The sequence below is a fragment of the Mycolicibacterium diernhoferi genome (genome assembly GCF_019456655.1).
In the GTDB taxonomy this organism is placed as follows: Bacteria; Actinomycetota; Actinomycetes; order Mycobacteriales; family Mycobacteriaceae; genus Mycobacterium; species Mycobacterium diernhoferi.
Map to the genome: position 1 here is coordinate 1,531,000 of NZ_CP080332.1, position 22,118 is coordinate 1,553,117.

Consider the following 22,118-nt stretch of genomic DNA (forward strand, 5'->3'; position numbering starts at 1 on the left):
GAAAGTCGTCACGGCTGCTCTCAGACCGACTCGACTGTCTGCCCGGTGCCGGCGAAGGCCCTCGCCGCGGCGAAGCCCTGATCCAGGTCGGCCAGGATGTCGTCGATTCCCTCGATGCCGACCGCCAGCCGGACCAGGCCCGGGGTGACGCCGGTGGTGAGCTGCTCCTCCGGGGTCAGCTGCGCATGGGTGGTCGACGCCGGGTGGATCACCAGCGACCGGACGTCGCCGATGTTGGCGACGTGGCTGTGCAGGGTCAGCGCGTCGACGAACGCCTTGCCGGCCTCGATCCCGCCGGCCAGTTCGAAGGCCAGCACCGCGCCGGTGCCCCTGGGGGCGATCTTGCGGCCCAGTTCGTACCAGGGGGAGGTCGGCAGGCCGGCGTAGTTGACCGAGACGACCTCGTCACGGTCGGAGAGGTACTCGGCGACCTTGACCGCGTTGGACACGTGCCGCTCGACGCGCAGCGACAGCGTCTCCAGGCCCTGGGCGATGAGGAAGGCGTTGAAGGGGGCGAGCGCCGAGCCGAGGTCGCGCAGCAGCTGCACCCGGGCCTTGAGCGCGTAGGCCGGCGGGCCGAGCTCGGCGAACACCACACCGTGATAGCTGGGGTCGGGCTCGGTGAACCCCGGGAAACGGCCGCTGGCGGCCCAGTCGAAGTTCCCGCCGTCGACGATCACGCCGGCGATCGCCGAACCGTGGCCGCCCAGGTACTTGGTCGCCGAGTGCACCACGATGTCGGCGCCGTGCGCGATCGGCTGGATGAGGTACGGGGTGGCGATGGTGTTGTCGACGATCAGTGGGACGCCGTTGTCGTGGGCGACCGCGGCGACGGCCGGGATGTCGAGGATGTCGATCTGGGGATTGGAGATGGTCTCGCCGAAGAACGCCTTGGTGTTCGGGCGGACCGCGGCCCGCCAGCTGTCCGGGTCGTCGGGATTGTCGACGAAGCTGACCTCGATGCCGAGCTTGGGCAGCGTGTAGTGGAACAGGTTGTAGGTGCCGCCGTACAGCCGCGGGCTGGACACGATGTGGTCCCCGGCGCCGGCCAGGTTCAGGATCGCGAAGGTCTCGGCGGCCTGCCCGGAGGACAGGAACAGCGCTGCGACGCCGCCTTCCAGAGCGGCCACCCGCTGCTCGATGACGTCGGTGGTCGGGTTGCCGATGCGGGTGTAGATGTTGCCGGGCTCCTGCAGGCCGAACAGCGCCGCGGCGTGCGCGGTGCTGTCGAAGGTGTAGGAGGTGGTCTGGTAGATCGGCAGGGCCCGGGCGTTGGTCGCGGTGTCGGGCGTCTGGCCGGCGTGCACCTGTTTGGTCTCGAACGACCAGGTCGCCTGGGGATCGGTATCGGGGGTGCTCATATGGTTTTCTCCTGCGAACGTCGGATGTGGTCTGGTACCGGAGCGGCGCGCCTCGTCAGAGGACGACAGCGACGCGCGATCGGTTCACGGACAACAACGCATGGTCGGCCTCCATCAGGTTTCCCTGTCTCCTGGGGGTCCGATCCGACGGACCCGCGCTTGCCTTACAGCCGATCGGAAATATCCCGACGCCTGCTCAACCTGGTCTTCACCCGGAGCACCCCACCGCGGTTGGAGGGTTGCCGGCCAGCAAGCCGGGGCTCGATGCTGGCACTCATGACCGGTACAAAGCCTAGCTCACGACGCTGACCTGGTGCCACCTGGTTCTCGGCGTGGCCGAGAATGCGGCAAAAACTACCGGCCGGTAGTCAAAGCTGACCCATCGCGCGTGCAACGGTCCTTGTAGTGTTGCCGGTGAGGACAGGCCGGTGACCGCCATCAGACGGTGCGGGTCTGCCCACTGGTGTGGAAGTCGCCGCTGTCGGACACCCCGGCAGGGGCCGATTTCCGCTGCAACTGACCGACATTGAGGCCGGGAGAAACCCTTATGACCGCCGAGCAGCCGACCATCATCTACACCCTGACCGACGAGGCACCGCTGCTGGCGACCTATGCCTTCCTGCCGATCATCCAGACGTTCGCCGGAGCGGCCGGCATCGATGTGAAGACCAGCGACATCTCCGTCGCGGCCCGCATCCTGGCCGAGTTCAGCGACTACCTGAGCGACGAGCAGAAGGTGCCCGACAACCTTGCCGCGCTCGGCGAGCTGACCCAGGACCCGTCGGCCAACATCATCAAGCTGCCCAACATCAGCGCCTCGGTGCCCCAGCTGCTGGCCGCCATCAAGGAACTCAAGAGCAAGGGCTACGACCTGCCCGAATTCCCCGGCGACCCGAAGACCGACGAGGAAAAAGAGATCCGTCAGCGGTACGGCAAGATCCTCGGCAGCGCGGTGAACCCGGTGCTGCGCGAGGGCAACTCCGACCGCCGTGCGCCCAATGCGGTCAAGGAGTACGCCCGCAAGCACCCGCACAGCATGGGTGCCTGGTCGCAGGCCTCGCGCACCCACGTCGCCACCATGAAGACCGGTGACTTCTACCACGGCGAGAAGTCGCTGACCTTGGACAAGGCACGCAACGTGCGTATGGAGCTGGTCACCGCAGCGGGCCCGACGATCGTGCTCAAGCCCGAGGTCAAGCTGGATGAGGGCGACGTCATCGACAGCATGTACATGTCCAAGAAGGCGCTCATCGCGTTCTACGAGGAGCAGATCGAGGACGCCTACAAGACCGGCGTGATGTTCTCGCTGCACGTCAAGGCCACGATGATGAAGGTCAGTCACCCCATCGTGTTCGGGCACGCGGTGAAGGTGTTCTACAAGGACGCCTTCGCCAAGCACGGCAAGCTCTTCGACGAGCTGGGCGTCAACGTCAACAACGGCCTGTCCGACCTGTACGACAAGATCGAGGCGCTGCCCGCCTCGCAGCGCGAAGAGATCATCAACGATCTGCACGCCTGCCACGAGCACCGGCCGGAGCTGGCGATGGTCGACTCGGCCAAGGGCATCTCGAACTTCCACTCGCCGTCCGACGTCATCGTCGACGCCTCGATGCCGGCGATGATCCGGCTCGGCGGCAAGATGTACGGCGCCGACGGCCGCACCAAGGACACCAAGGCGGTCAACCCGGAGTCGACGTTCTCCCGGATGTACCAAGAGGTCATCAACTTCTGCAAGACGCACGGCCAGTTCGATCCCACCACCATGGGCACCGTGCCGAACGTCGGCCTGATGGCGCAGAAGGCCGAGGAGTACGGCAGCCACGACAAGACCTTCGAGATCCCCGAGCCCGGCTACGCCCGGATCGTCGACAACGACTCGGGCGAGGTGCTGTTGAGCCAGGAGGTCGAGGAGGGCGATATCTGGCGCATGCCGATCGTCAAGGACGCCCCGATCCGGGACTGGGTCAAGCTGGCCGTCAACCGGGCCCGGCTGTCCGGAATGCCGGTGGTGTTCTGGCTGGACGACGAGCGTCCGCACGAGAACGAGCTGCGCAAGAAGGTCAAGACCTACCTCGCCGACCATGACACCGAGGGCCTGGAGATCACGATCCTGCCGCAGGTGTGGGCCATGCGGTACACGCTGGAGCGCGTCATCCGCGGCAAGGACACCATCGCCGCGACCGGCAACATCCTGCGCGACTACCTGACCGACCTTTTCCCGATCCTGGAGCTGGGCACCAGCGCCAAGATGCTCTCGATCGTGCCGCTGATGGCCGGTGGCGGGTTGTACGAGACCGGTGCCGGTGGTTCGGCGCCCAAGCACGTCAGCCAGCTGATCGAGGAGAACCACCTGCGCTGGGATTCCCTCGGTGAGTTCCTGGCCATCGGTGCCAGCCTGGAGGACCTGGGCAACAAGACCGGCAACGCCAAGGCCAAGGTGCTCGCCGAGACCCTGGACGCTGCCGTCGGAAAGCTGTTGGACGAGAACAAGTCTCCGTCTCGCAAGACCGGTGAACTGGACAACCGTGGCAGCCAGTTCTACCTCTCGATGTACTGGGCGCAGGCACTCGCTGCGCAGTCCGAGGACCCCGAACTCGCGGCGTACTTCGCGCCGCTGGCGAAGTCGCTGGCCGAGAACGAGGAGGCCATCGTGTCCGAGCTGAACTCGGTGCAGGGCGCGCACGCCGAGATCGGCGGGTACTACTACCCGGATCCGGAGAAGACGGCGGCCGTGATGCGTCCGTCCAAGACGTTCAACGCCACGCTGGAGAAGGCGAAGAGCTGAAAGGCGCGGCGGGCCGTCGGCTGATCGCCGGCGTGTCCGGACTCGCAGCGTAGTACTGCCCGCAGTACTACGCTGCGAGCAGTACCGCGGGTAGTACTGCCTTTCGGGACGCGTTGTCCGCCGGAGGCCCCCGGCTCGCTAGCGCTAGCCGGCCGGCGGTGCAGCGCGCTTGGGATCGGTGTGCCGGTCGACGAACTCGGTGATCAGTTCCGTGATCACCCCGGGTGCCTCGAGCATCGGGATGTGGCCGAGTCCCGGCAGGCGGGTGACCGTCGCGTCGGTCGGCAGATGCTCGATGAAGTACTTGGTGCCGCGCGGGCTCGGGAAGACCCGGTCCTTCTCGCACAGCACCAGGTGGGTGGGCACCCCGACCTCCGCCAGTTCCAGCAGGCCCGGCAGCCGCAGCGTCTTGATCAGCAACTGCACGTAGGCCGTGCAGTGCGTGGCGTCCTCGACCAGGGCGACCAGATCGGCGCGGCTGGGGCCGTCGGCGGGCCCGCTGACCGGCAGGGTGGCGATCCGGGTGCCGAACGGCAGGTCGAGGATGCGCGGACCGATCAGCCGGGCGGCGATCAGGGCCGGGGCGCCGAGCAGGAATTTCAGCACGGTCTCGTACTTGGTGGGGGAGTGCCGGCCCCAGCCGCCCGCGGGTGCGATGGCCGTCAAGGTGCGGGCCCGGCCGCGGCGTTCCAGTTCGAAGGCCACCCAACCGCCGAGTGAATTGCCGACGATATGCGCTGTGTCCCAGCCGATCTGGTCCATCCGGCGTTCGACATCGTCGACCAGCGTGGCGGTGTCCAGTAGCCAGGTTCCGGCCCGGGCGCCGCCGTGGTGACCGACCATGGTGGGTGCCAGCACCTCGAATCGGCCGGTGTCGGAGAGTTGATCGGCCACCGTCCGCCAGACGTTCTGCGAGCACAGGAACGGGTGCAGCATGAGAATCGCTTCACCGCCGGCGCCGGGCTGCCCGCGACCGTCGCCGAAGCCGCGGTGAATGGGTGCGCGTTGGGTCATGCTGCCCGACAGTAAGGCGGTACCGGCGGTACTGCAAGGTTCGGCGGGCTGGGGGCACCTCCCGCTTGCGGGGGGAGAGCGCAGCGACCTGGGGATCGGCACGGCTGGTCGGTGAGGTCGGCTATGGTCGTGCTCCGTGATCGTCACCACCGTCAACGTCAACGGCATCCGCGCAGCGGTCAGGCAGCGGTCCACGGACAACCTCGGGTTGCTGCCGTGGCTGAAGGAGAGCACGTCCGACATCGTCTGCCTGCAGGAGACCCGCGCCGACGACGAGCAGCTCGCCGAGGCGCTGGCGCCGGCACTGGCGGACGGCTGGTACCTGGCTGCCGCGGCGCCGCATGTGAAGGGCCGCAACGGTGTTGCCGTGTTGTCGCGCACCCCGTTCGACGCGGTGCGGATCGGTTCGGGTGCCCAGGAGTTCGAGACGCACGGCCGCTACATCGAGGTCGACACCGCCGGTCTCACGGTGGCCAGCGTGTACCTGCCCACCGGCGAGGCCGAGACCGAAAGGCAGCTGGAGAAGGAACGCTTCATGGCCGCGGTGCAGGCGCGGATGGCCGACCTGCTGCGTCTGTCGGTCACCGACGGAAAAGAAGCCGTGCTCTGCGGCGACTGGAACATCGCGCACACCGAACGGGACATCAAGAACTGGAAGGGCAACGTCAAGAAGGCCGGCTTCCTGCCGACCGAACGGCAGTGGCTGACGGATCTGCTGGCGACCGGTTGGGTGGATGTGGTGCGTCAGCTGCACCCGGACGTCGAAGGCGGCCCGTACAGCTGGTGGTCCTGGCGTGGCAAGGCCTTCGACAACGACGCCGGCTGGCGCATCGACTATCACCTGGCCAGCCCGGGGCTGGCGGGCCGCGCGGTGTCGGCCAATGTGGACCGGGCCGAGCTGTACGCCCTGCGCTGGTCCGATCACGCCCCGGTCAACGTCGAGTTCAGCTGATCGGGCACGGTCCGGCGGACAGCACGGCCGGATCGGTGATGGCGGCGTCGACCGCGTCGAGTACCCGCGGGTCCCAGGTGATCCCGGTCTCCCACGGCAGTCCGGCCAGATCGGACACGAAGATGCTGTGGGTGTCGTCGAAGGTCAGGCAACGCCGGTGCGGCAGCACCCGGTCGCTGACGTCGACGGCCAGGGCGCTGGACAGCGCGACAATCCCGTCGTTGGGCCACACGCTCGGGTTCACCGGGCCGGCGCCTGCGGGTGCGGCGAAGCGGTCCCCGCCGATCAGTGTCACCGGGATGTCGTCGAGCACCCCGGCCTGGAATTCGTTCCAGCCGCCGGGACCCATCAGGTAGGCCCGGTTGACCTCGCGGCCCGAACCGGCCACCAGTCGCTCGACCTCCGCCTTGAGGTCGTCCATCGCGTTCTCGCAGAAGGCGTCGCCGTGGCAGTCCGACTTCGGGGTCAGGCCGTGGGCGTAGTCGGACAGGTAGCTGCCCTGCCACGGGGTGCCGATGGTGGTGAGTGACCGGATCCGGATCGGTGACCCGATGCCCTGGAGCACCCGGATCGCCGACCGGGAGTACAGCCCGCCCATCGAATGCCCGACGATGTCGATCTCGGCGGCGCCGTAGTTGTGGTGCAGGTGGGTCAGGAACCTGGCCAGCCGCTCACCGGCGGTGTCGATGGCGGCGGTGGAGTCGACGGTCATGTTGTCCGGCAGTGTGATCGGGCAGTCCCCGAAGGCGCCGAACCCGCCCTGGTCGGTCACCGGTCCGCGGCCGGCCATCGCGGGGGAGGTGTAGACGGTGTGGCCGCGGTCCAGCAGATGCCGGCGCAGCGCGGTGTCGGTGTTCCCGGCGGCCAGTCCCGTGGCACAGGCCTGCGTCGGCGTGGTGAACGGGCTGACGGCGTTCCCGCCGGACACGATGACGACGGTGCGCGGCGGCGGAGCGGCGTGCCCGACCGCGGAGCCGAACCCTGCCGCCAGGCCGGTGGCGGCGACGGTGAGCAGGGCGGCCAATGATCGGTACACGCGAGTCCTCCGTTTATTGACGGTGGCGTAGATAATAGCGGGCGAGCCGGGAAAATCGCGTCTGACAAAATCAACCCATCATGAGTGACTCCAGCAGCGCCGATCGCCAGGTCGTGTTCTCCGGCGCGCAACCCACATCCGATTCCCTGCACCTCGGCAACGCGCTCGGCGCGGTCAATCAATGGGTGAGCCTGCAGCACAGCTATGACGCCTACTTCTGCGTCGTCGACCTGCACGCCATCACCGTCCCGCAGGATCCCGCGGTGTTGCGCCGGCGCACCCTGGTGACCGCCGCGCAGTACCTCGCGCTCGGCGTCGACCCGGCCAAGGCCACCGTCTTCGTACAGAGCCATGTACCGGCGCACGCCGAGTTGGCCTGGGTGCTGGGCTGTTTCGCAGGGTTCGGGCAGGCCTCGCGGATGACGCAGTTCAAGGACAAGTCGCAGAAGCAGGGCGCAGAGGGAACGACGGTCGGCCTGTTCACCTACCCGGTGCTGATGGCTGCCGACATCCTGCTCTACGACACCGATCGTGTCCCGGTGGGTGAGGACCAGCGCCAGCACCTCGAACTCGCCCGGGATCTCGCCGAGCGGATCAACTCCCGCTTCCCGGACACCTTCGTCGTGCCCGAGGCGATCATCCCCAAGGCCACCGCCAAGATCTTCGACCTGCAGGACCCGACGGCGAAGATGAGCAAGTCCGCGACCACCGACGCCGGCCTGATCAGCCTGCTCGACGACCCCAAGAAGACGGCCAAGAAGATCCGCTCGGCGGTCACCGACAGCGAGCGGGAGATCCGCTTCGACCGCGAGGCCAAGCCGGGGGTGTCCAATCTGCTGACCATCCAGTCCGCGGTGACCGGCACCGATATCGACACCCTGGTGGCCGGGTACGCCGGGCGTGGGTACGGCGATCTCAAGACCGAAACCGCGGACGCCGTAGTGGAATTCGTCACCCCCATCAAGGCGCGTGTCGACGAGTTGCTCGCCGATCCGGCCGAACTGCAGTCGGTGCTGGCCAAGGGCGCCGCACGGGCCAACGAGGTCGCTTCGGTGACCCTGCAGCGGGTATATGACCGCATGGGGTTCTTGCCGCCCACGCCTTGACCGCCCGGAAAGGGGTGCCCATGGCCGACCGCGAAGCGGTGTCGCCGGCTCAGTCCGATCCGGACAAGCCCGGTGTGATGGACCGATTGCGCAGTCGCTTCGGGTGGTTCGACCGGGTCATGCGGGCTCAGGAGCGCTACAACTCCAGCAAGGGCGACTTCTACGCCGCCGGTATCACCTACTTCACCATCTTCGCGTTGTTCCCGCTGCTCATGGTCGGCTTCTCGGTCGGCGGGTTCGTGCTGGCCAGCCAGCCCGAACTGATGGCCGAGGTGGAGAACCGGATCCGCTCCGCCGTCGCCGGCGATCTCGGTTCCCAGCTGGTCGAGCTGATGGACTCGGCGATCGCCTCCCGCGGCACCGTCGGCGTGATCGGTCTGGCCGCCGCGGCGTGGGCCGGGCTGGGCTGGATGGCCAACCTGCGCGAGGCGCTGAGCCAGATGTGGGAGCAGCGGCACGAGCCCAAGGGGTTCGTGGCCACCAAGCTGTCCGATCTATTGGCCCTGTTGTCCGCGTTCGTGGCGTTGACGCTGACCATCGGCCTGACCGCGCTGAGCAAGCAGTCGGCGATGACGGCGGTGCTGGGCTGGTTGGGCCTGCCCGACGCCCCGGGCCTGAGCATCGGGCTGCAGATCGCGTCCTGGGCGATGTCGCTGCTGATCTCCTGGATGCTGTTCACCTGGATCATCGCCCGGCTGCCCCGGGAGTCGGTCAGCTTCCGGAGCTCGCTGCGGGCGGGCCTGCTCGCGGCGATCGGATTCGAGATCTTCAAGCAGGTGGCCTCGATCTACCTGCAGTCGGTGGTGACCGGTCCGGCCGGGGCGACGTTCGGGCCGGTGCTGGGTCTGATGGTGTTCGCCTACATCACCGCCCGGCTGATCCTGTTCGCCACCGCCTGGGCGGCCACGTCCCCCGAGAACCTGGCCGCGATGCCGGTGGACCCGCCCGGGCCGGTCCGGATCAGTCCACGGATCCAGGTCCGCGACGGAGTCGGGATGTCCGGCGCGGTCGCGGGTTTCGCGGCCGGGGCCATCGGTGCATTCGGTCTGTCCCGGCTGCTGCGAACGCGACGGTGACGGCGTCGGTGCTCTATCTCTAATGCCCGATCAGTTTCAGCCCCACCACGCAACCGACGATGCCGAGGAGCAGCAGGATCTTGATGACCGAAACCCCCTCGGAGCCGGTGGCCATCGCATAGGCCACCGTGAGGGAGGCGCCGATGCCCACCCAGACGGCATAGCTGGTGCCGACCGGCAACGTGCGCATCGCGTAGGCCAGCCCGACCATCGACAGCACCACCGTCACGCCGAAGACCACCGTCGGGCCCACCTTGCTGAAACCCTCTGACCTGCCCAGTGCCGTCGCCCAGACGGCCTCCAGCACGCCCGAGACGACCAGAATCAACCACGCCACGACGCACCTCCAAGGCTCCGTCTTGTCGCTGGCCGGGTACGGTGCCGCCTCGTCCGGTGTCACATGGTGACAATCCGACCGTAGCAAAGGGGTAGCGTCGCTGGCCATGCGGTTGTCGACGCCATGGTGCGCAGAGATCGGTATCCGGGTGCCGGTGGTGAACGCCCCGATGGGCGGGGCGGCGGGCGGACGGCTGGCCACGGCGGTGTCCCGGGCCGGCGGGCTCGGGATGATCGGGATGGGCAGCGCGGCCACCCCGGCGGCGCTGCGCGGTGAACTGGCCGAATTGGGCGACCGGGACGGCGTTTTCGGTATCGGCCTGGTGCACTGGGTGATGGCCGAGCGACCCGAGCTTCTCGATGTCGCGCTGGCCGCCCGGCCGCGTCTGCTCAGCGTGAGTTTCGGTGACGAGTGGAGCTGGGTGGCGCGGGCGCATGAGGCCGGCGTGCGGGTGACCACCCAGGTACCCGACGTCGAGAGTGCACGACGCGCCGCCGACGCCGGGGCCGATGTCGTGGTCGCCCGCGGAGCCGAGGGCGGCGGCCACGGGAGGCCGGCGATGGGCACCTTGGCGCTGCTGGCCGGGGTGCTCGACGCGGTGGAGGTGCCGGTGCTGGCCGCAGGGGGCGTCACCTCGGCGCGCGCGCTGGCCGCGGTGCTGGCGGCCGGGGCATCCGGGGCCTGGGTGGGTACCGCGTTCGCCGCCTGCACCGAGTCGCTGACCGCCGGCGACGCCCGCGCCGAACTGCTGGCCGGGACACAGACCGAACTGACCTCCGAGCACGACATCGCGGCCGGATACCGTTGGCCGGCCGACATTCCGGAGCGGGTGCTGCGCGGATCCCCGGTCAACGCCGGGGAGGGGGTCGGCCTGCTACGCCGACAGTCCGGCGCGGCCGACGTCGTCGCGCAGCTGTGTGAGGGCGCGGCGGAGCTGTTGGGGCGCTGGACCGGCAGCTGACCCGCCGGACGTGAACACGTCGGCGAGATCAGCGTGAAAGATCGTGAACACCTTCACATTCGGCGTGGGTCAGGCGCGCTGCCGGTTCATCGACCGCGCCGCCATGATGAGCGCGAAGACGATGATGGCGCCGACGAACGCGACGCCGATGCGGACCGGTAGCGCGTCGGCGCTGGGCAGCGCGGTCGCTGCCACCGCGGTCGGGTCCGGGGCCGCCTTGGGTTCCGGTGCGACCAGCGTCGGGTCGGGATCGACCAGGGTGCCGATCTTGGTGCCCGGTGCGGTGGCGAAGCCGTAGTCGAGTAGGCGGGCGGCCTGCTCCCACGGCGCGATCGGCACCCGGGTGCCCTTGAGCAGCACCGCGACCAGACGGCGGCCGTCCCGTTCTGCGGCGCCGACGAAGGTCTGCCCGGCGTCGTCGGTGTACCCGGTCTTGCCACCGAGCGCGCCCGGGTAGTTGTAGAGCAGCCTGTTGTCGTTCTCCAGGTCGTAGGTCGGCCACTTGTATGTCTGGGTCGCCACGATCCTCGCGAAAGTGTCGTTCTGCCAAGCGAAGCGGTAGAACAACCCGATGTCGTAGGCCGAGGTGCTCATGCCGGGCCCGTCCAAGCCCGACGGGGTGGCGGCCCGGGTGTCGCGGGCGCCGAGTTTGCGGGCGAGGTTGTTGATCTTCTGCAGTGCGGTGTCCATCCCGCCGAGTTGGGTGGCCAGTGCGTGGGCGGCGTCGTTGCCGGAGACCATCAGCAGGCCGTGCAGTAGATCGCTGACCGTGTAGCGCTCACCGTTCTTCACCCCGACGCTGCTGCCCTCGGCGCGTTCGTCGGCTTCACTGCCGGTGACCATGCGGTTGATCGGGAGTTCCTGGATCGACTGCATCGCGGTCAGCACCTTGATGACGCTGGCGGGGCGGTGGCGCCCGTGCGGGTCCTTGGCGGCGATCACGTCGCCGGTGTCGATGTCGGCGACCAACCACGCCTCGGCGGACACGTCGCCGGGTACCGGGGGAGTGTCGGGCGCGGTGATCAGGCCGCATCCGCGCAGGGCCTCGCCGCCCGGCGGGCTCGCGGGCACCGGCAGCGGCTCCGGCGGCGGTCCGGCCGTGGGGACCTCTGAATCGTCCACCGCGGGCGGTGTCACCACCCGGTACGGGCAGGGATCGGGACCGGGGTCGGCTCCGGCCGTCGGCCCGCCGACCAGTGTTGTGCCGGCCAGCATCAAGGCCGCGGTGACCGCACAAGCCACTCGGCGCAGCGAAACGAAGGAAGCCATCGTCTGTGCAGACTAGGAGACCGCCGGCCGGATTCCGGGTCGCCACGCTGTGGCTGATGTGACTTCTGTGGTTGGTGAGACATGACGAGGGCCCCTCCTGTCGGACGCAGGAGAGGCCCTCGATGTACGGGTCGTACCTTCCGACCGGGAATCGGCCTACTCGTCGCCGCCGTTGTCGCTGGAGGCGTTGTCGTTCGAGGCGTTGTCGTCGCCACCGTCGTCGCCGGCATTGTCGTTGGCGGCGTCATTGGCGGCGTTGCCCCCGTTTGCCTTGTTGCCGACCGCGCCGTTGCTTTCCGAATTGTCGTTGTCTGCCGTGTCGCCGGCGTCCTCGGATTCGGTCAGCGCCGTCCTGGCTTCGCCCTCCTCCTCGGCTGGACCCGCAACATCCTCCTCATCGGCGGGCGCCGTGACGTCGTCCTCGACGACCTCGTCTTCGGCGATGACGTCCTCGACGACCTCATCTTCGACACCGGCTCCGGCGTCGGTGGCCTCGCCGGCGTCGCTGACGGCGAGGGCCCCCTCGGCCGCGCCATCGTCCTCGGGCCCCGCGTCGAGGCTCACGTTGACCGTGTATGCCCCGGCGTCGGGCACGTCGTTCGCCGGCGGTGCCGATGCGTCCGCGAACGAACCGGCGGCGGCCGGCGCGAGCGGGGCGGGCGGATGCTGGGGAGTGGCCGGCGCGGGTTCGATCACGTCCGCGATGCCCTTGCGCAAGCCGAGCAGGCCGGCGAGCAGACCGTTCGGGCCGAGCAGGCCACCATTGCCGATCATCGGGTTGGAGCTGCCGTTGAGGATGGTGTTGAACATGTCCGAGGGGAAGCTGATGATCGCATTGATCACGGCTTCCAGATTCCGGGCCTTGAGGCCGTCGAAGATCGCCTGGGCGGTCGCGCCGATCTGGAGCATCGGTGCGATCAGATCGGTCAGCAGCGGCAGGCCCACCCCGATCAGCGTCTGGGCGCTGACGACCCTGCCGATGACCCGGGAGATGTTCTCGAACGGGTTCTGCAGGATGGCGGTGATCTTGTCCAGCCCCCCGGAGAACAGCAGCGGGAACATGGCGCCGGCGATCGGCGTGATGAGCACCGTGGCCAGCTCGCCGACGCCTTGGAAGATCTGGCCGCTGAGGATGGTCCGCACGGCTGCAATGGTGGCCTGCGGCACCTTGGCGAAGCCGGTGATCAGATCCCGGGCGACGGGTACCAGGACGTCCACGAGGGTCGATCCGGCGGCGATCTGGTTGCGGAGGAACGCTTCGAGGATCGGCACCGGATCCTGCAGGACCGTGGTCGCCAGCGAACGGACATTGCCTGCCGTTTCGCCGAGGGCCTCGGCCCACAACACGATCGGATTCACCAGCGCGGCGAGTTCCACCGGCGCCGACGAGACCACCACGGCGGCCGGCGCCGCGACGGGTTGCAGCGTCGGCGTGATGGGTTGGACGGGAGTGAGCGCGATGGCGCCGGCGCCGACGAACGCCACCCCGGCAGTGAGATATGAGCGAGCCGATACGTGCATGTTGGTTTCCCCTCAAGTGGGAGTGTGATCTTGGACACAGTGAAACTACCTGTGAAAATGCTTAAAAAGAGGCGGTTGGCGAACGTGAAGGGCCTGGTCGGGCGACTTTGTGCGGCAGTTAATTAACCAAATCGTTAAATAGGCACCTGAGCAGTGATTAACGCACCGGCAATGGCATCGAGCAATGCGCCGTTACTTCAGACCGCAAGTACTCGGCGCGGCGCCTACAACGCGTTGCAACCGTTTGCTGCGCAAGGCCCAACGCCGTCTGCGCGGTGCAGATTCATGGGGTGGGCTTCGCTACCGGCGACCCGACACGAGAGCGCCTCACATGCTGTGGGACAAGCGAAATCCGGCCACAGCAACAACGTGGGGGGGAGGCGGCACCGGGCTCGCAAAAGCGATGGTCCAAGATCACCCCACGTGCGGGAAACCGCCTCCCGCTGGAGACGATAGTGCCTCGCCGAGCGCACTTCGCGCCGATCGGCCGCCGGTGCTACCGCAGTCGTCGCAGTTCCTCGCTGACGCGCCGGCTGCTGTCTCCGGTGGCGGTCATCTGTCCGCGGGTCAACGGGTCGAGATAGAACTGGCGGACGATGCCGGCGTACGTCGTCATGGCCGTGCCCAGCCGGGCCCGGCCGGTCGCCGAGATCGTCGCGGTCACCACGCGGCGGTCCCGGTCGCTGGTGCTGCGGGTCAGCAGCCCTTGCTCTTCCAGTCGATGTGTCTGTTCGGTCACCCGGCTGGGGTGTTCGGCCAGTTCGTGAGCCAGTGTGCCCATCCGGCACCGTCCGTCCTTGGCGTCGGCCAGCAGCGCCAGGAGTCGAACATCGGACAGGCCGAGACCGTGCGCGCTGTGTAGCGTTCGTTGTAGCAGCGTGCAGATACGTGTCGACGCCTCCACGTAGTGGTCCCAGCATTGCTGTTCGACGTCGTCGAGGCCGGGCAGGTGCCGGCCGGTGGGGTACACCGGATCGCCGCGCTCGGTGTAGGCGTCGTGAACCCCGTCGGATGGATCCATGACGTTGGTCATCGGCGTGAGCGGTCCCTGTCAGGAGGGGCGAAGTGCACACACTCTGGCACATCGCCGACACCCGGTGGGGCCGAATGAGGCGGCTGAAACGAAAGCCGGCCGCCGGGTGGGTGCACCCCACCCGGCGGCCGGCTCCGGAACGACTGTCCCCGACTACATCCGGGCGCTGGCCTCGCTCAACACGTTGTGCAGGATGTCGTAGATGGCGTCGAACTCGGCCTGCCCACTGATCAGCGGGGGCGCCAACTGCACCACCGGGTCGCCACGGTCGTCGGCGCGGCAGTACAGGCCGGCCTCCCACAGTGCCGGGGTGAGGAAGCCGCGCAGCAGCCGCTCGCTCTCCTCGTCGTCGAAGGTCTCCTTGGTGGTCTTGTCCTTGACCAACTCGATGCCGTAGAAGAAGCCCTCGCCGCGGACGTCGCCGACGATCGGGAGGTCGTACAGCTTCTCCAGCGTCGCGCGGAAGGCCGGGGCGTTCTGCTTGACGTGCGCGTTGATGCCCTCGCGCTCGAAGATGTCCAGATTGGCCAGGGCGACCGCCGCCGACACCGGATGACCACCGAAGGTGTAGCCGTGCCCGAACACCGTCTGCCCGTCGTTGAACGGTTCGAACAGCCGGTCGCTGGCGATCATCGCGCCCAGCGGCGAGTAGCCCGACGTCAAACCCTTTGCACTGGTGATGATGTCGGGTACGTAGCCGAAATCGTCACAGGCGAACATCGAGCCGATCCGGCCGTAGGCGCAGATCACCTCGTCGGAGACCAGCAGAACGTCGTACTCGTCGCAGATCTCGCGGACCCGCTCGAAATATCCGGGCGGCGGCGGGAAGCAGCCACCGGCGTTCTGCACCGGTTCCAGGAAGACGGCCGCGACGGTATCGGGCCCCTCGAACTCGATGGCCTCGGCGATCCGGTCGGCGCAGTACTGGCCGAACGCCTTCTCGTCGTGCGCGTAGTTCTCGGGTGCGCGGTAGAAGTTGGTGTTGGGCACCCGGAAACCGCCGGGGGTCGGCGGATCGAACGGCGCCTTGAACGCCGGGATGCCGGTGATGGCCAGCGCTCCCTGCGGCGTGCCGTGGTAGGCGATGGACCGCGAGACCACCTTGTACTTGCCCGGCTTGCCGGTCAGCTTGTAGTACTGCTTGGCCAGCTTCCAGGCACTCTCCACGGCCTCGCCGCCACCGGTGGTGAAGAAGACCCGGTTCAGGTCGCCCGGCGCGTAATTGGCGATGCGCTCGGCCAGTTCGATGGCGGTGGGAGTCGCGTAGGACCACAACGGGAAGAAGGCCAGCTTCTCGGCCTGCTTGGCGGCGGCCTCGGCCAGTTCCTTACGGCCGTGGCCGACCTGGACGGTGAAGAGTCCGCTCAGGCCGTCGATGTAGCCCTTGCCGGTGTCGTCGAAGATCCGTACGCCCTCGCCGTGGGTGATGATCGGCGGAGTGATGCCTTCGCCGTGACGGGCGAAGTGCCCCCACAGGTGGCGGTTGGCTTTGGCGGCCAGATCGCCGGTGGCGGCCTGACCTGTTTCGGAGATGGTGGTCATCGGGTTCCCCAATTGTATTGCTGTTTAACAAGTTTGAGATATACGAGGGTTTCGGTTGCTATCACTCCCGGCACGGCGCGGATCTTGGTGTTGAGTAGGTCGAGCAGGTCGCCATCGTCCTCGCAGACCACCTCGACGATGGCGTCGAAGGTGCCCGCGGTCAGCACGACGTAGTCGACGGATTCCAGGGCGGCCAGCTTCTCGGCGACCTTGGTGGTGTCGCCGGTGCAGCGGATGCCGATCATGGCCTGCCGGGCGAAGCCGAGTTGCATCGGATCAGTGACGGCGACGATCTGCATGACCCCGGCGTCGACCATCCGCTGCACCCGTTGGCGGACGGCGGCCTCGGACAGTCCGACCGCCTTGCCGATGCCGGCGTACGACCGTCTGCCGTCCTGCTGCAACTTCTCGATAATGGCTTTCGAGAGCTCGTCGAGCTGGAAGGCGGCGCCCGGGCGGGAGTGGTTGATTCGCAGAGACACGGCGGACGCGCCGGGCTGGGAATCCGGGTTCGACATGTGTTGATTGTGCACGGAATCAGTCGTTATGGGCAACCATTTGTATGAAATCAGGGGTTTGAGGTGCCGTAGATCGGCGGAATGCGTAGCCTTGGTCTCCGTGAGTGCGCAACAACTAGCCAGTAGCTGGATCAACGGTGCCTCGGTGCCCACGACCGGCCCCTCGTTCGACGTGATCAACCCGGCCACCGGTGCGGTGGCCGCGACCTATGCGCTGGCGACGCCGGCCGACGTCGACGCCGCCGTCGCGGCGGCGCGGGCCGCGCAGCCGGGGTGGGCCGCCGCGACGCCGGTGGACCGCGCGGGGGTGCTGGCCAAGCTGGCCGAGCTGATGGAAGCCGAGGCCGACACCTTCATCGCCGAGGAGGTCGCCCAGTGCGGTAAGCCGGTGCGCCTGGCCACCGAGTTCGACGTTCCGGGCAGCATCGACAACGTGTCTTTCTTCGCCGGTGCGGCAAGGCATCTGGAGGGCAAGGCCACCGCCGAGTATTCGGCCGACCACACATCCAGCATCCGGCGCGAGGCCGTGGGCGTCGTCGCGACGATCACTCCGTGGAACTACCCCCTTCAGATGGCGGTGTGGAAGGTCATCCCGGCGCTGGCTGCCGGCTGCGCCGTCGTCATCAAACCCGCCGAGATCACCCCGCTGACCACACTGACCCTGGCACGGGTCGCGAAGGCGGCCGGACTGCCCGACGGTGTGCTCAACGTGGTCACCGGCTCGGGCGCCGATGTCGGCACCGCGCTGGCCGGGCACCCGGATGTGGACGTCGTGACCTTCACCGGATCGACGGGGGTGGGCCGCAAGGTGATGGCGGCGGCTGCCGTGCACGGTCACCGCACCCAGCTCGAACTCGGTGGCAAAGCGCCCTTCGTGGTATTCGACGATGCGGATCTGGACGCCGCGATCCAGGGCGCGGTAGCCGGCGCGCTGATCAACTCCGGTCAGGACTGCACCGCGGCCACCCGGGCGATCGTGTCCCGAGACCTGTACGACGACTTCGTCGCCGGGGTCGGTGAGGTGATGAGCAAGATGGTCGTCGGCGACCCGCACGACCCGGATACCGATCTGGGCCCGCTGATCTCCTTCGCACACCGGGACAAGGTGGCGGCCATGGTGTCTCGCGCCCCCGATCAGGGCGGCCGCATCGTCACCGGCGGGGTCGCCCCGGATCTGCCGGGTGCGTTCTACCGGCCCACGCTGATCGCCGATGTGGCCGAGTCCTCCGAGATCTACCGCGACGAGATCTTCGGCCCGGTACTCACCGTGCGGGCCTTCACCGACGACGATGACGCGCTGCGCCAGGCCAACGACACGGTCTACGGCCTGGCCGCCTCGGCCTGGACCCGTGACGTGTACCGCGCCCAGCGGGCCTCGCGGGAGATCAACGCCGGCTGCGTGTGGATCAACGACCACATCCCGATCATCTCCGAGATGCCGCACGGCGGTGTCGGGGCGTCCGGGTTCGGCAAGGACATGAGCGACTACTCCTTCGAGGAGTACCTGACCATCAAGCATGTGATGAGCGATATCACCGGGGTGGCCGACAAGGAATGGCACCGGACCATCTTCACCAAGCGCTAGTCGCGGTCGTTCTGGGCGGGCTGACGCTCAGACCCGGCTGAACAACACCGTGGTGTAGCTGTGATCGGCAGAGACGGCCGTGTACACCACACCGTCCGGCAGCGTGGGGATCCCGTTCGGAACCCAGCCGATGGCGATGACTGCGCCGTCGGAGCGCAGTAGCACCGTGTGAGTGTGGCCCGCATCGACCTGGACGTAGGTCATACCGTCCGGGAGGTCCGGGATCTGGAGTTGTCCGTGGGAGTTGTAACCGACGGCGGTGACGTTGCCGTCGGAGTGCAGCAGCACCGTGTGGTGCGCGCCGGTGGCCACCTGGATGTAGTTCACTCCGGACGGCGGTGCCGGCACATCGGTTTGTCCGAGTTCATTGATGCCGATGGCGACGGCGGTGCCGTCGGAGCGCAACAGCACGGTCACGTAACCGGCGGCGCTGACCTGGGTGTACGTCTGCCCGGCCGGTAGGTCCGGAATTTCGGTCTCGCCGTTCAGCGTGGTGCCGATGGCAATCACCGCGCCGTCGGAGCGCAGCAGCACCGTGTGATCGGCGCCGGCGGCGACCTGGGTGTACGTCAATCCTGCGGGGAGGTCAGGGATGTTCAGCGCCGGCTGTAAGTAGGGGTAGCCGGCGATAGCGATGGCGGTGCCGTCGGAGCGCAGTAGCACGTAGTGTCCATCGCCGGCGGCGACCTGGGTGTAGGTCAGTCCCGCGGGTAGCTCAGGGACGACGATCGGCCCGGTGATGCCGATGTCGACCAGGAAGGCGGCCCCGTCGGAACGCAGTAGGACTTCGCCGATACTGCTGCTGCGGGCCTGGACCCAAGTCGTCCCCGGCGGCAAAGCGGGGGGCTGTAGGTACCCGCCGATCGTCATCAGGTTGCTCACCGTGCCGATCGGCACCGTGCTACTCACGGTTTGGATCTCACCGTTGACGTCCCGGGTGGTGGCGGTAGCGACGACGGTGATCTGGGTGCCCGGATTGGCCAGCGCCCACGCCGAATCGGTGACCGTGACGAGGTAGGACCCGTCGGTCGCCCGGGTGATCTCCACGTGGCCGGGTTGACCGGCGGTCAGGGTGACCTCTGGGTTGTGTGACGGGACGCGGACGGTCCAGCTGTTGCCGGTGCGGGGCGTCGAGATCACCACGTCGGTGACGGGCGGCTCACCGACCGGATCAAGGGTCAGTGTCAAGGTGGCTGTACTGGTGTGCCCGCCACCGGGTTTGAACATGCCCAGCAGGCCGTGTAGGTGAAAACCCTTGTCCCGAGCGGTGATCGACACGGTGTCGCCGGCGGTGCTCGCGTCGGTCAGGTACGTGTAGGTGCCGTCGGTGTTGCGGGTCAGGGTGCCGTGGGCGCCGTCGGTGGTGGTGTAGGACAAAGCGTTTCCGTCGTAGTCGTCGAACTCGACGCGCAACGTGACGGCGACGCGACCGTCCGTGGTGAGGCTGGTGTCGACGACGGCGGCGCCCTTGACCGTGGGGGTGTCGTTGGACACCAAGGATTCGATGCGTCGGTAGGCGCCCCAGAGTCCTTCCAGAATCGGGTTGTTGGCGGTGCCGGGCGCCGGATTCGGTTTGAATCCGAAGACGCCCAGGACACCCAGGACGAGTTGCCGGACCGGTCGCAGCGGCGGCCTGGCCTGCGACGGCTTGGTGGAGACGACGATCGAGACCTGTGGCGCGACCGCCGCCACGGCGGTCGCTGTGGCAGCGGCCGGCTCGGCGGCTGTGCCCCCGGTGATGGTGCCGGCCGTCTCGGGCCCGGCATCGGTGTGGGAGGAAGGTAGACCGGAGGTCCTCGCCGAGCGCACCGAAATCGGAGCCGTTCGCTTGCTTCGCGGTACCGCAGAAGTCGGCTCGGGGCTGGTGGCTACGGCCTCCGTGACCGGTGCGGGCGCAACGGGTTCGGTGTCGAGGGGCTGGTCGGGATCGTCCGTTTGCTCCGTCTCGGCGTCCTCCTCGGCGTGGCTCGAAGCGGCGGAAGTTCTCGGAACTGCGGCGCTGCGCACGGTGCGGGCGCTGCGCACAGAGCGGGCGCCGGGCGAGTCCGCGGAACCCGCTCTGGACGCGGAGTCGGACGCGGAACTGGACGTCGAGCTACCGCCGTCCTCGGCGAGTGCGACCTGGGGGCCGGCAACTGCGGATCCGATTCCCAATGCGACCGCCAGGACTCCGACGCGGCCGATATGCTTTGCGTACCCCATTATTCTGTTTGCCTCCACAGCTGTATGACCCCTGGATCAGCAGCTTAAGCACAGATCAGAGTGTTTGTGACATCAAATCTAGAACCCCTCTGATCTGCTGCTGAGCAGCGCGCTTAGCCGATCTATTCGGCGTGGCACCGGGCTATAGCTGAGGGTGTTCGGCGGCGGGATCGCAGCAGATGGGGGTTTGCTGTCAGTTCAAGATCAATTTGCTGATCTTGAACATGTCGGGGCAGTCGCCCGGCGTCGATGTTCTCGCCGTCGGGCGCTCCTAGACTCGGCTCATGACCGCGAGCGCCCGCGCCGACGAGTTCGAGGCATTGCGCCCGCACCTGCTCTCCGTCGGCTACCGCCTCACCGGGACCTACGCCGACGCCGAGGACATCGTGCAGGAGGCCTGGCTGCGATGGCGCGGCTCCGGCGACGAGATCGTCGATCTGCGCGCCTGGCTGACCACGGTGGTCAGCCGGCTGGGTCTGGACCGGTTGCGCTCGGCGGAGCGCCGTCGCGAGACCTATGTGGGGCAGTGGCTTCCCGAACCGGTGGTCACCGGCCTCGACCGGGACGACCCGTTGAGCGCCGTCGTCGCCGACGAGGACGCCAGGTTCGTCGTCATGGTGCTGCTGGAACGACTCACTCCGGACCAGCGGGTGGCCTTCGTCCTACACGACGGGTTCGGGGTGCCGTTCCCGGATATCGCCGATGTGCTGGGGGTCAGCGCCGCGAGCGCCCGCCAGCTGGCATCGCGGGCGCGGCGCGCCGTGGACCACGCCCCGCCGCCGGGCGAGGACAGCCACAACGAGACCGCCGGGCTGCTGATGGCGGCGCTCGCCGATGGCGATATGGACGCCGTTGTCCGGCTGTTGCATCCGGACGTCACGTTCACCGGTGACTCCAACCGCCGGGCGCCGACGGCGGCGCGTGTCATCCACGGACCCGACAAGGTGGCCCGCTTCCTGTTCGGCCTGGCACAGCGGTACGGGCCGAACTGGCTGGCCGGCAGCCGGCCCGCGCTGATCAACGGCCAGCTCGGGGTCTACACCCCGGGCGCGCCTGCCGGCGACGGCTACCCGGAGCTGATGCCGCGCATCACCGCGATGACCGTGCGGGACGGATTGGTCTGCGCGGTATGGGATATCGCCAACCCGGACAAGTTCAGCGCTTCTCCGCTGCGTCGTCGACCGCCCACGGCACCCGACAGGCATCCCCGGAGCTGAAGCCTTGTTCGGTGATGCCCAATGCCGAGTACATCCGGGCTCGCATGTTCTCCACGCCGATCTGATAGGTCAGCTCGATCACGCCGTCGTCACCGAACCGGCGACGTAGATCGGCGACCTGCTCGTCGGTCACCGTGTGCGGGTCGGTGGTCATCGCGTCCGCGTAGGCGATCGCCGCGCGCTCGTCGGCGTCGAACAACGGCGACGTCGCGTACTGCTCGATGTGCTTGAGCCGGTCCACGTCCAGACCGTCCAGCCGTTGCAGCATGGACCCGAAGTCGACGCACCAGGAGCAGCCGACGGTACGGGCGGTCCAGAACACCGCGAGCTCGCGGACGCCGGCGGGCAGCTTCTTGGAGCCCGCTTGCAGCAGCATCTCGTGGACGCCGTTGGCCATCAGCAGCCGCGGGTGATGCGCCGCCACCGCGAACGGTTCGGGCACCTCGCCGAACCTGCGTTTGGCGAAGCGGTACATCATCCGGGTCAGCGGGCCGGCTTGTTCGGGGGGCAGCGGAGCGATTCTGGGAGTCATATCTGGTAGACGACGCGGCCCTGTGATGTGTGACAGATCTAGTTCCAACGGACCACCTGCGGGTAAAGAAG

General features: G+C 67.9%; 17 protein-coding genes, 1 pseudogene and 2 riboswitches. Of the genes and pseudogenes, 7 read left to right on the forward strand and 11 right to left on the reverse strand.

Annotated elements, in window-relative coordinates; translation table 11 throughout:
• Positions 1-20 precede the first annotated feature (20 nt).
• On the reverse strand, positions 21-1,361 hold the full coding sequence (locus K0O62_RS07300) for a bifunctional o-acetylhomoserine/o-acetylserine sulfhydrylase (protein WP_073856506.1): 1,341 nt from the start codon (positions 1,359-1,361) through the stop codon (positions 21-23).
• A 150-nt stretch (positions 1,362-1,511) separates the two neighbouring features.
• Positions 1,512-1,643, reverse strand: a riboswitch (SAM riboswitch).
• A 265-nt stretch (positions 1,644-1,908) separates the two neighbouring features.
• Between K0O62_RS07300 and K0O62_RS07305 the strand changes: the two genes are divergently transcribed.
• Positions 1,909-4,146 (forward strand): NADP-dependent isocitrate dehydrogenase, encoded by a 2,238-nt coding sequence (locus tag K0O62_RS07305; RefSeq protein ID WP_073856507.1) that lies wholly within the window; start codon positions 1,909-1,911, stop codon positions 4,144-4,146.
• A gap of 144 nt (positions 4,147-4,290) precedes the next feature.
• On the opposite strand, the gene K0O62_RS07310 is transcribed toward K0O62_RS07305, so the two are convergent.
• Complete coding sequence (locus K0O62_RS07310) at positions 4,291-5,160, reverse strand: epoxide hydrolase EphH (RefSeq protein ID WP_073856508.1); 870 nt, start codon at positions 5,158-5,160, stop codon at positions 4,291-4,293.
• A gap of 136 nt (positions 5,161-5,296) precedes the next feature.
• Here K0O62_RS07310 and K0O62_RS07315 point away from each other — a divergent pair, with 136 nt between their 5' ends.
• The gene (locus K0O62_RS07315) at positions 5,297-6,112 is read left to right on the forward strand and encodes an exodeoxyribonuclease III (protein WP_073856509.1); all 816 of its coding nucleotides are present in this window, start codon (positions 5,297-5,299) and stop codon (positions 6,110-6,112) included.
• Here the strand turns inward: K0O62_RS07315 and K0O62_RS07320 are convergent.
• Entirely contained in the window at positions 6,105-7,148 is a 1,044-nt protein-coding gene (locus tag K0O62_RS07320; RefSeq protein WP_073856510.1) for an alpha/beta hydrolase, read from the reverse strand. The genes K0O62_RS07315 and K0O62_RS07320 overlap by 8 nt on opposite strands.
• Before the next feature lie 80 nt (positions 7,149-7,228).
• Between K0O62_RS07320 and trpS the strand changes: the two genes are divergently transcribed.
• On the forward strand, positions 7,229-8,254 hold the full coding sequence (gene trpS, locus K0O62_RS07325) for a tryptophan--tRNA ligase (RefSeq protein WP_073856511.1): 1,026 nt from the start codon (positions 7,229-7,231) through the stop codon (positions 8,252-8,254).
• Positions 8,255-8,274: 20 nt separating this feature from the next.
• On the forward strand, positions 8,275-9,330 hold the full coding sequence (gene yhjD / locus K0O62_RS07330; protein WP_073856512.1) for an inner membrane protein YhjD: 1,056 nt from the start codon (positions 8,275-8,277) through the stop codon (positions 9,328-9,330).
• A 19-nt stretch (positions 9,331-9,349) separates the two neighbouring features.
• Here the strand turns inward: yhjD and K0O62_RS07335 are convergent, their stop codons facing one another.
• Positions 9,350-9,667 (reverse strand): DMT family transporter, encoded by a 318-nt coding sequence (locus K0O62_RS07335; protein WP_073856513.1) that lies wholly within the window; start codon positions 9,665-9,667, stop codon positions 9,350-9,352.
• 11 nt (positions 9,668-9,678) lie between these two features.
• Positions 9,679-9,743: riboswitch (guanidine-III (ykkC-III) riboswitch) on the reverse strand.
• Positions 9,744-9,773: 30 nt separating this feature from the next.
• Between K0O62_RS07335 and K0O62_RS07340 the strand changes: the two genes are divergently transcribed.
• Positions 9,774-10,628, forward strand: a complete 855-nt coding sequence (locus tag K0O62_RS07340; RefSeq protein ID WP_073856514.1) for a nitronate monooxygenase — start codon at positions 9,774-9,776, stop codon at positions 10,626-10,628.
• A gap of 69 nt (positions 10,629-10,697) precedes the next feature.
• On the opposite strand, the gene K0O62_RS07345 is transcribed toward K0O62_RS07340, so the two are convergent.
• From K0O62_RS07345 to K0O62_RS07365, 5 genes are all read right to left on the reverse strand, one after another.
• Positions 10,698-11,897 carry a D-alanyl-D-alanine carboxypeptidase family protein gene (locus K0O62_RS07345; RefSeq protein WP_073856515.1) on the reverse strand — a complete coding sequence of 400 codons (1,200 nt, stop codon included), beginning with the start codon at positions 11,895-11,897 and terminating at the stop codon, positions 10,698-10,700.
• 156 nt (positions 11,898-12,053) lie between these two features.
• Positions 12,054-13,418, reverse strand: a complete 1,365-nt coding sequence (locus K0O62_RS07350) for a hypothetical protein (RefSeq protein ID WP_131817400.1) — start codon at positions 13,416-13,418, stop codon at positions 12,054-12,056.
• Between the two features lie 496 nt (positions 13,419-13,914).
• A complete protein-coding gene (locus K0O62_RS07355) occupies positions 13,915-14,451 on the reverse strand; it encodes a MarR family winged helix-turn-helix transcriptional regulator (RefSeq protein WP_234800095.1) in 537 nt (178 codons plus the stop codon).
• Positions 14,452-14,604: 153 nt separating this feature from the next.
• Positions 14,605-15,993, reverse strand: a complete 1,389-nt coding sequence (locus K0O62_RS07360; RefSeq protein WP_073856517.1) for an aspartate aminotransferase family protein — start codon at positions 15,991-15,993, stop codon at positions 14,605-14,607.
• Entirely contained in the window at positions 15,990-16,511 is a 522-nt protein-coding gene (locus K0O62_RS07365; RefSeq protein WP_057166871.1) for an Lrp/AsnC family transcriptional regulator, read from the reverse strand. The genes K0O62_RS07360 and K0O62_RS07365 overlap by 4 nt, the downstream gene beginning before the upstream one ends.
• A 28-nt stretch (positions 16,512-16,539) precedes the next feature.
• Here K0O62_RS07365 and K0O62_RS07370 point away from each other — a divergent pair, with 28 nt between their 5' ends.
• Positions 16,540-18,096: a gamma-aminobutyraldehyde dehydrogenase gene (locus tag K0O62_RS07370; protein ID WP_234800096.1), complete on the forward strand. Its 1,557-nt coding sequence runs from the start codon at positions 16,540-16,542 to the stop codon at positions 18,094-18,096.
• 27 nt (positions 18,097-18,123) lie between these two features.
• On the opposite strand, the gene K0O62_RS07375 is transcribed toward K0O62_RS07370, so the two are convergent.
• Positions 18,124-19,788 carry an Ig-like domain-containing protein gene (locus K0O62_RS07375; protein ID WP_097934235.1) on the reverse strand — a complete coding sequence of 555 codons (1,665 nt, stop codon included), beginning with the start codon at positions 19,786-19,788 and terminating at the stop codon, positions 18,124-18,126.
• 794 nt (positions 19,789-20,582) lie between these two features.
• Between K0O62_RS07375 and K0O62_RS07380 the strand changes: the two genes are divergently transcribed.
• Entirely contained in the window at positions 20,583-21,515 is a 933-nt protein-coding gene (locus K0O62_RS07380) for a sigma-70 family RNA polymerase sigma factor (RefSeq protein WP_073856520.1), read from the forward strand.
• Here K0O62_RS07380 and K0O62_RS07385 read toward each other — a convergent pair.
• A pseudogene (locus tag K0O62_RS07385) lies at positions 21,454-22,080 on the reverse strand (carboxymuconolactone decarboxylase family protein); the annotation flags it as partial. The gene K0O62_RS07380 and the pseudogene K0O62_RS07385 overlap by 62 nt on opposite strands.
• Positions 22,081-22,118: the final 38 nt, after the last annotated feature.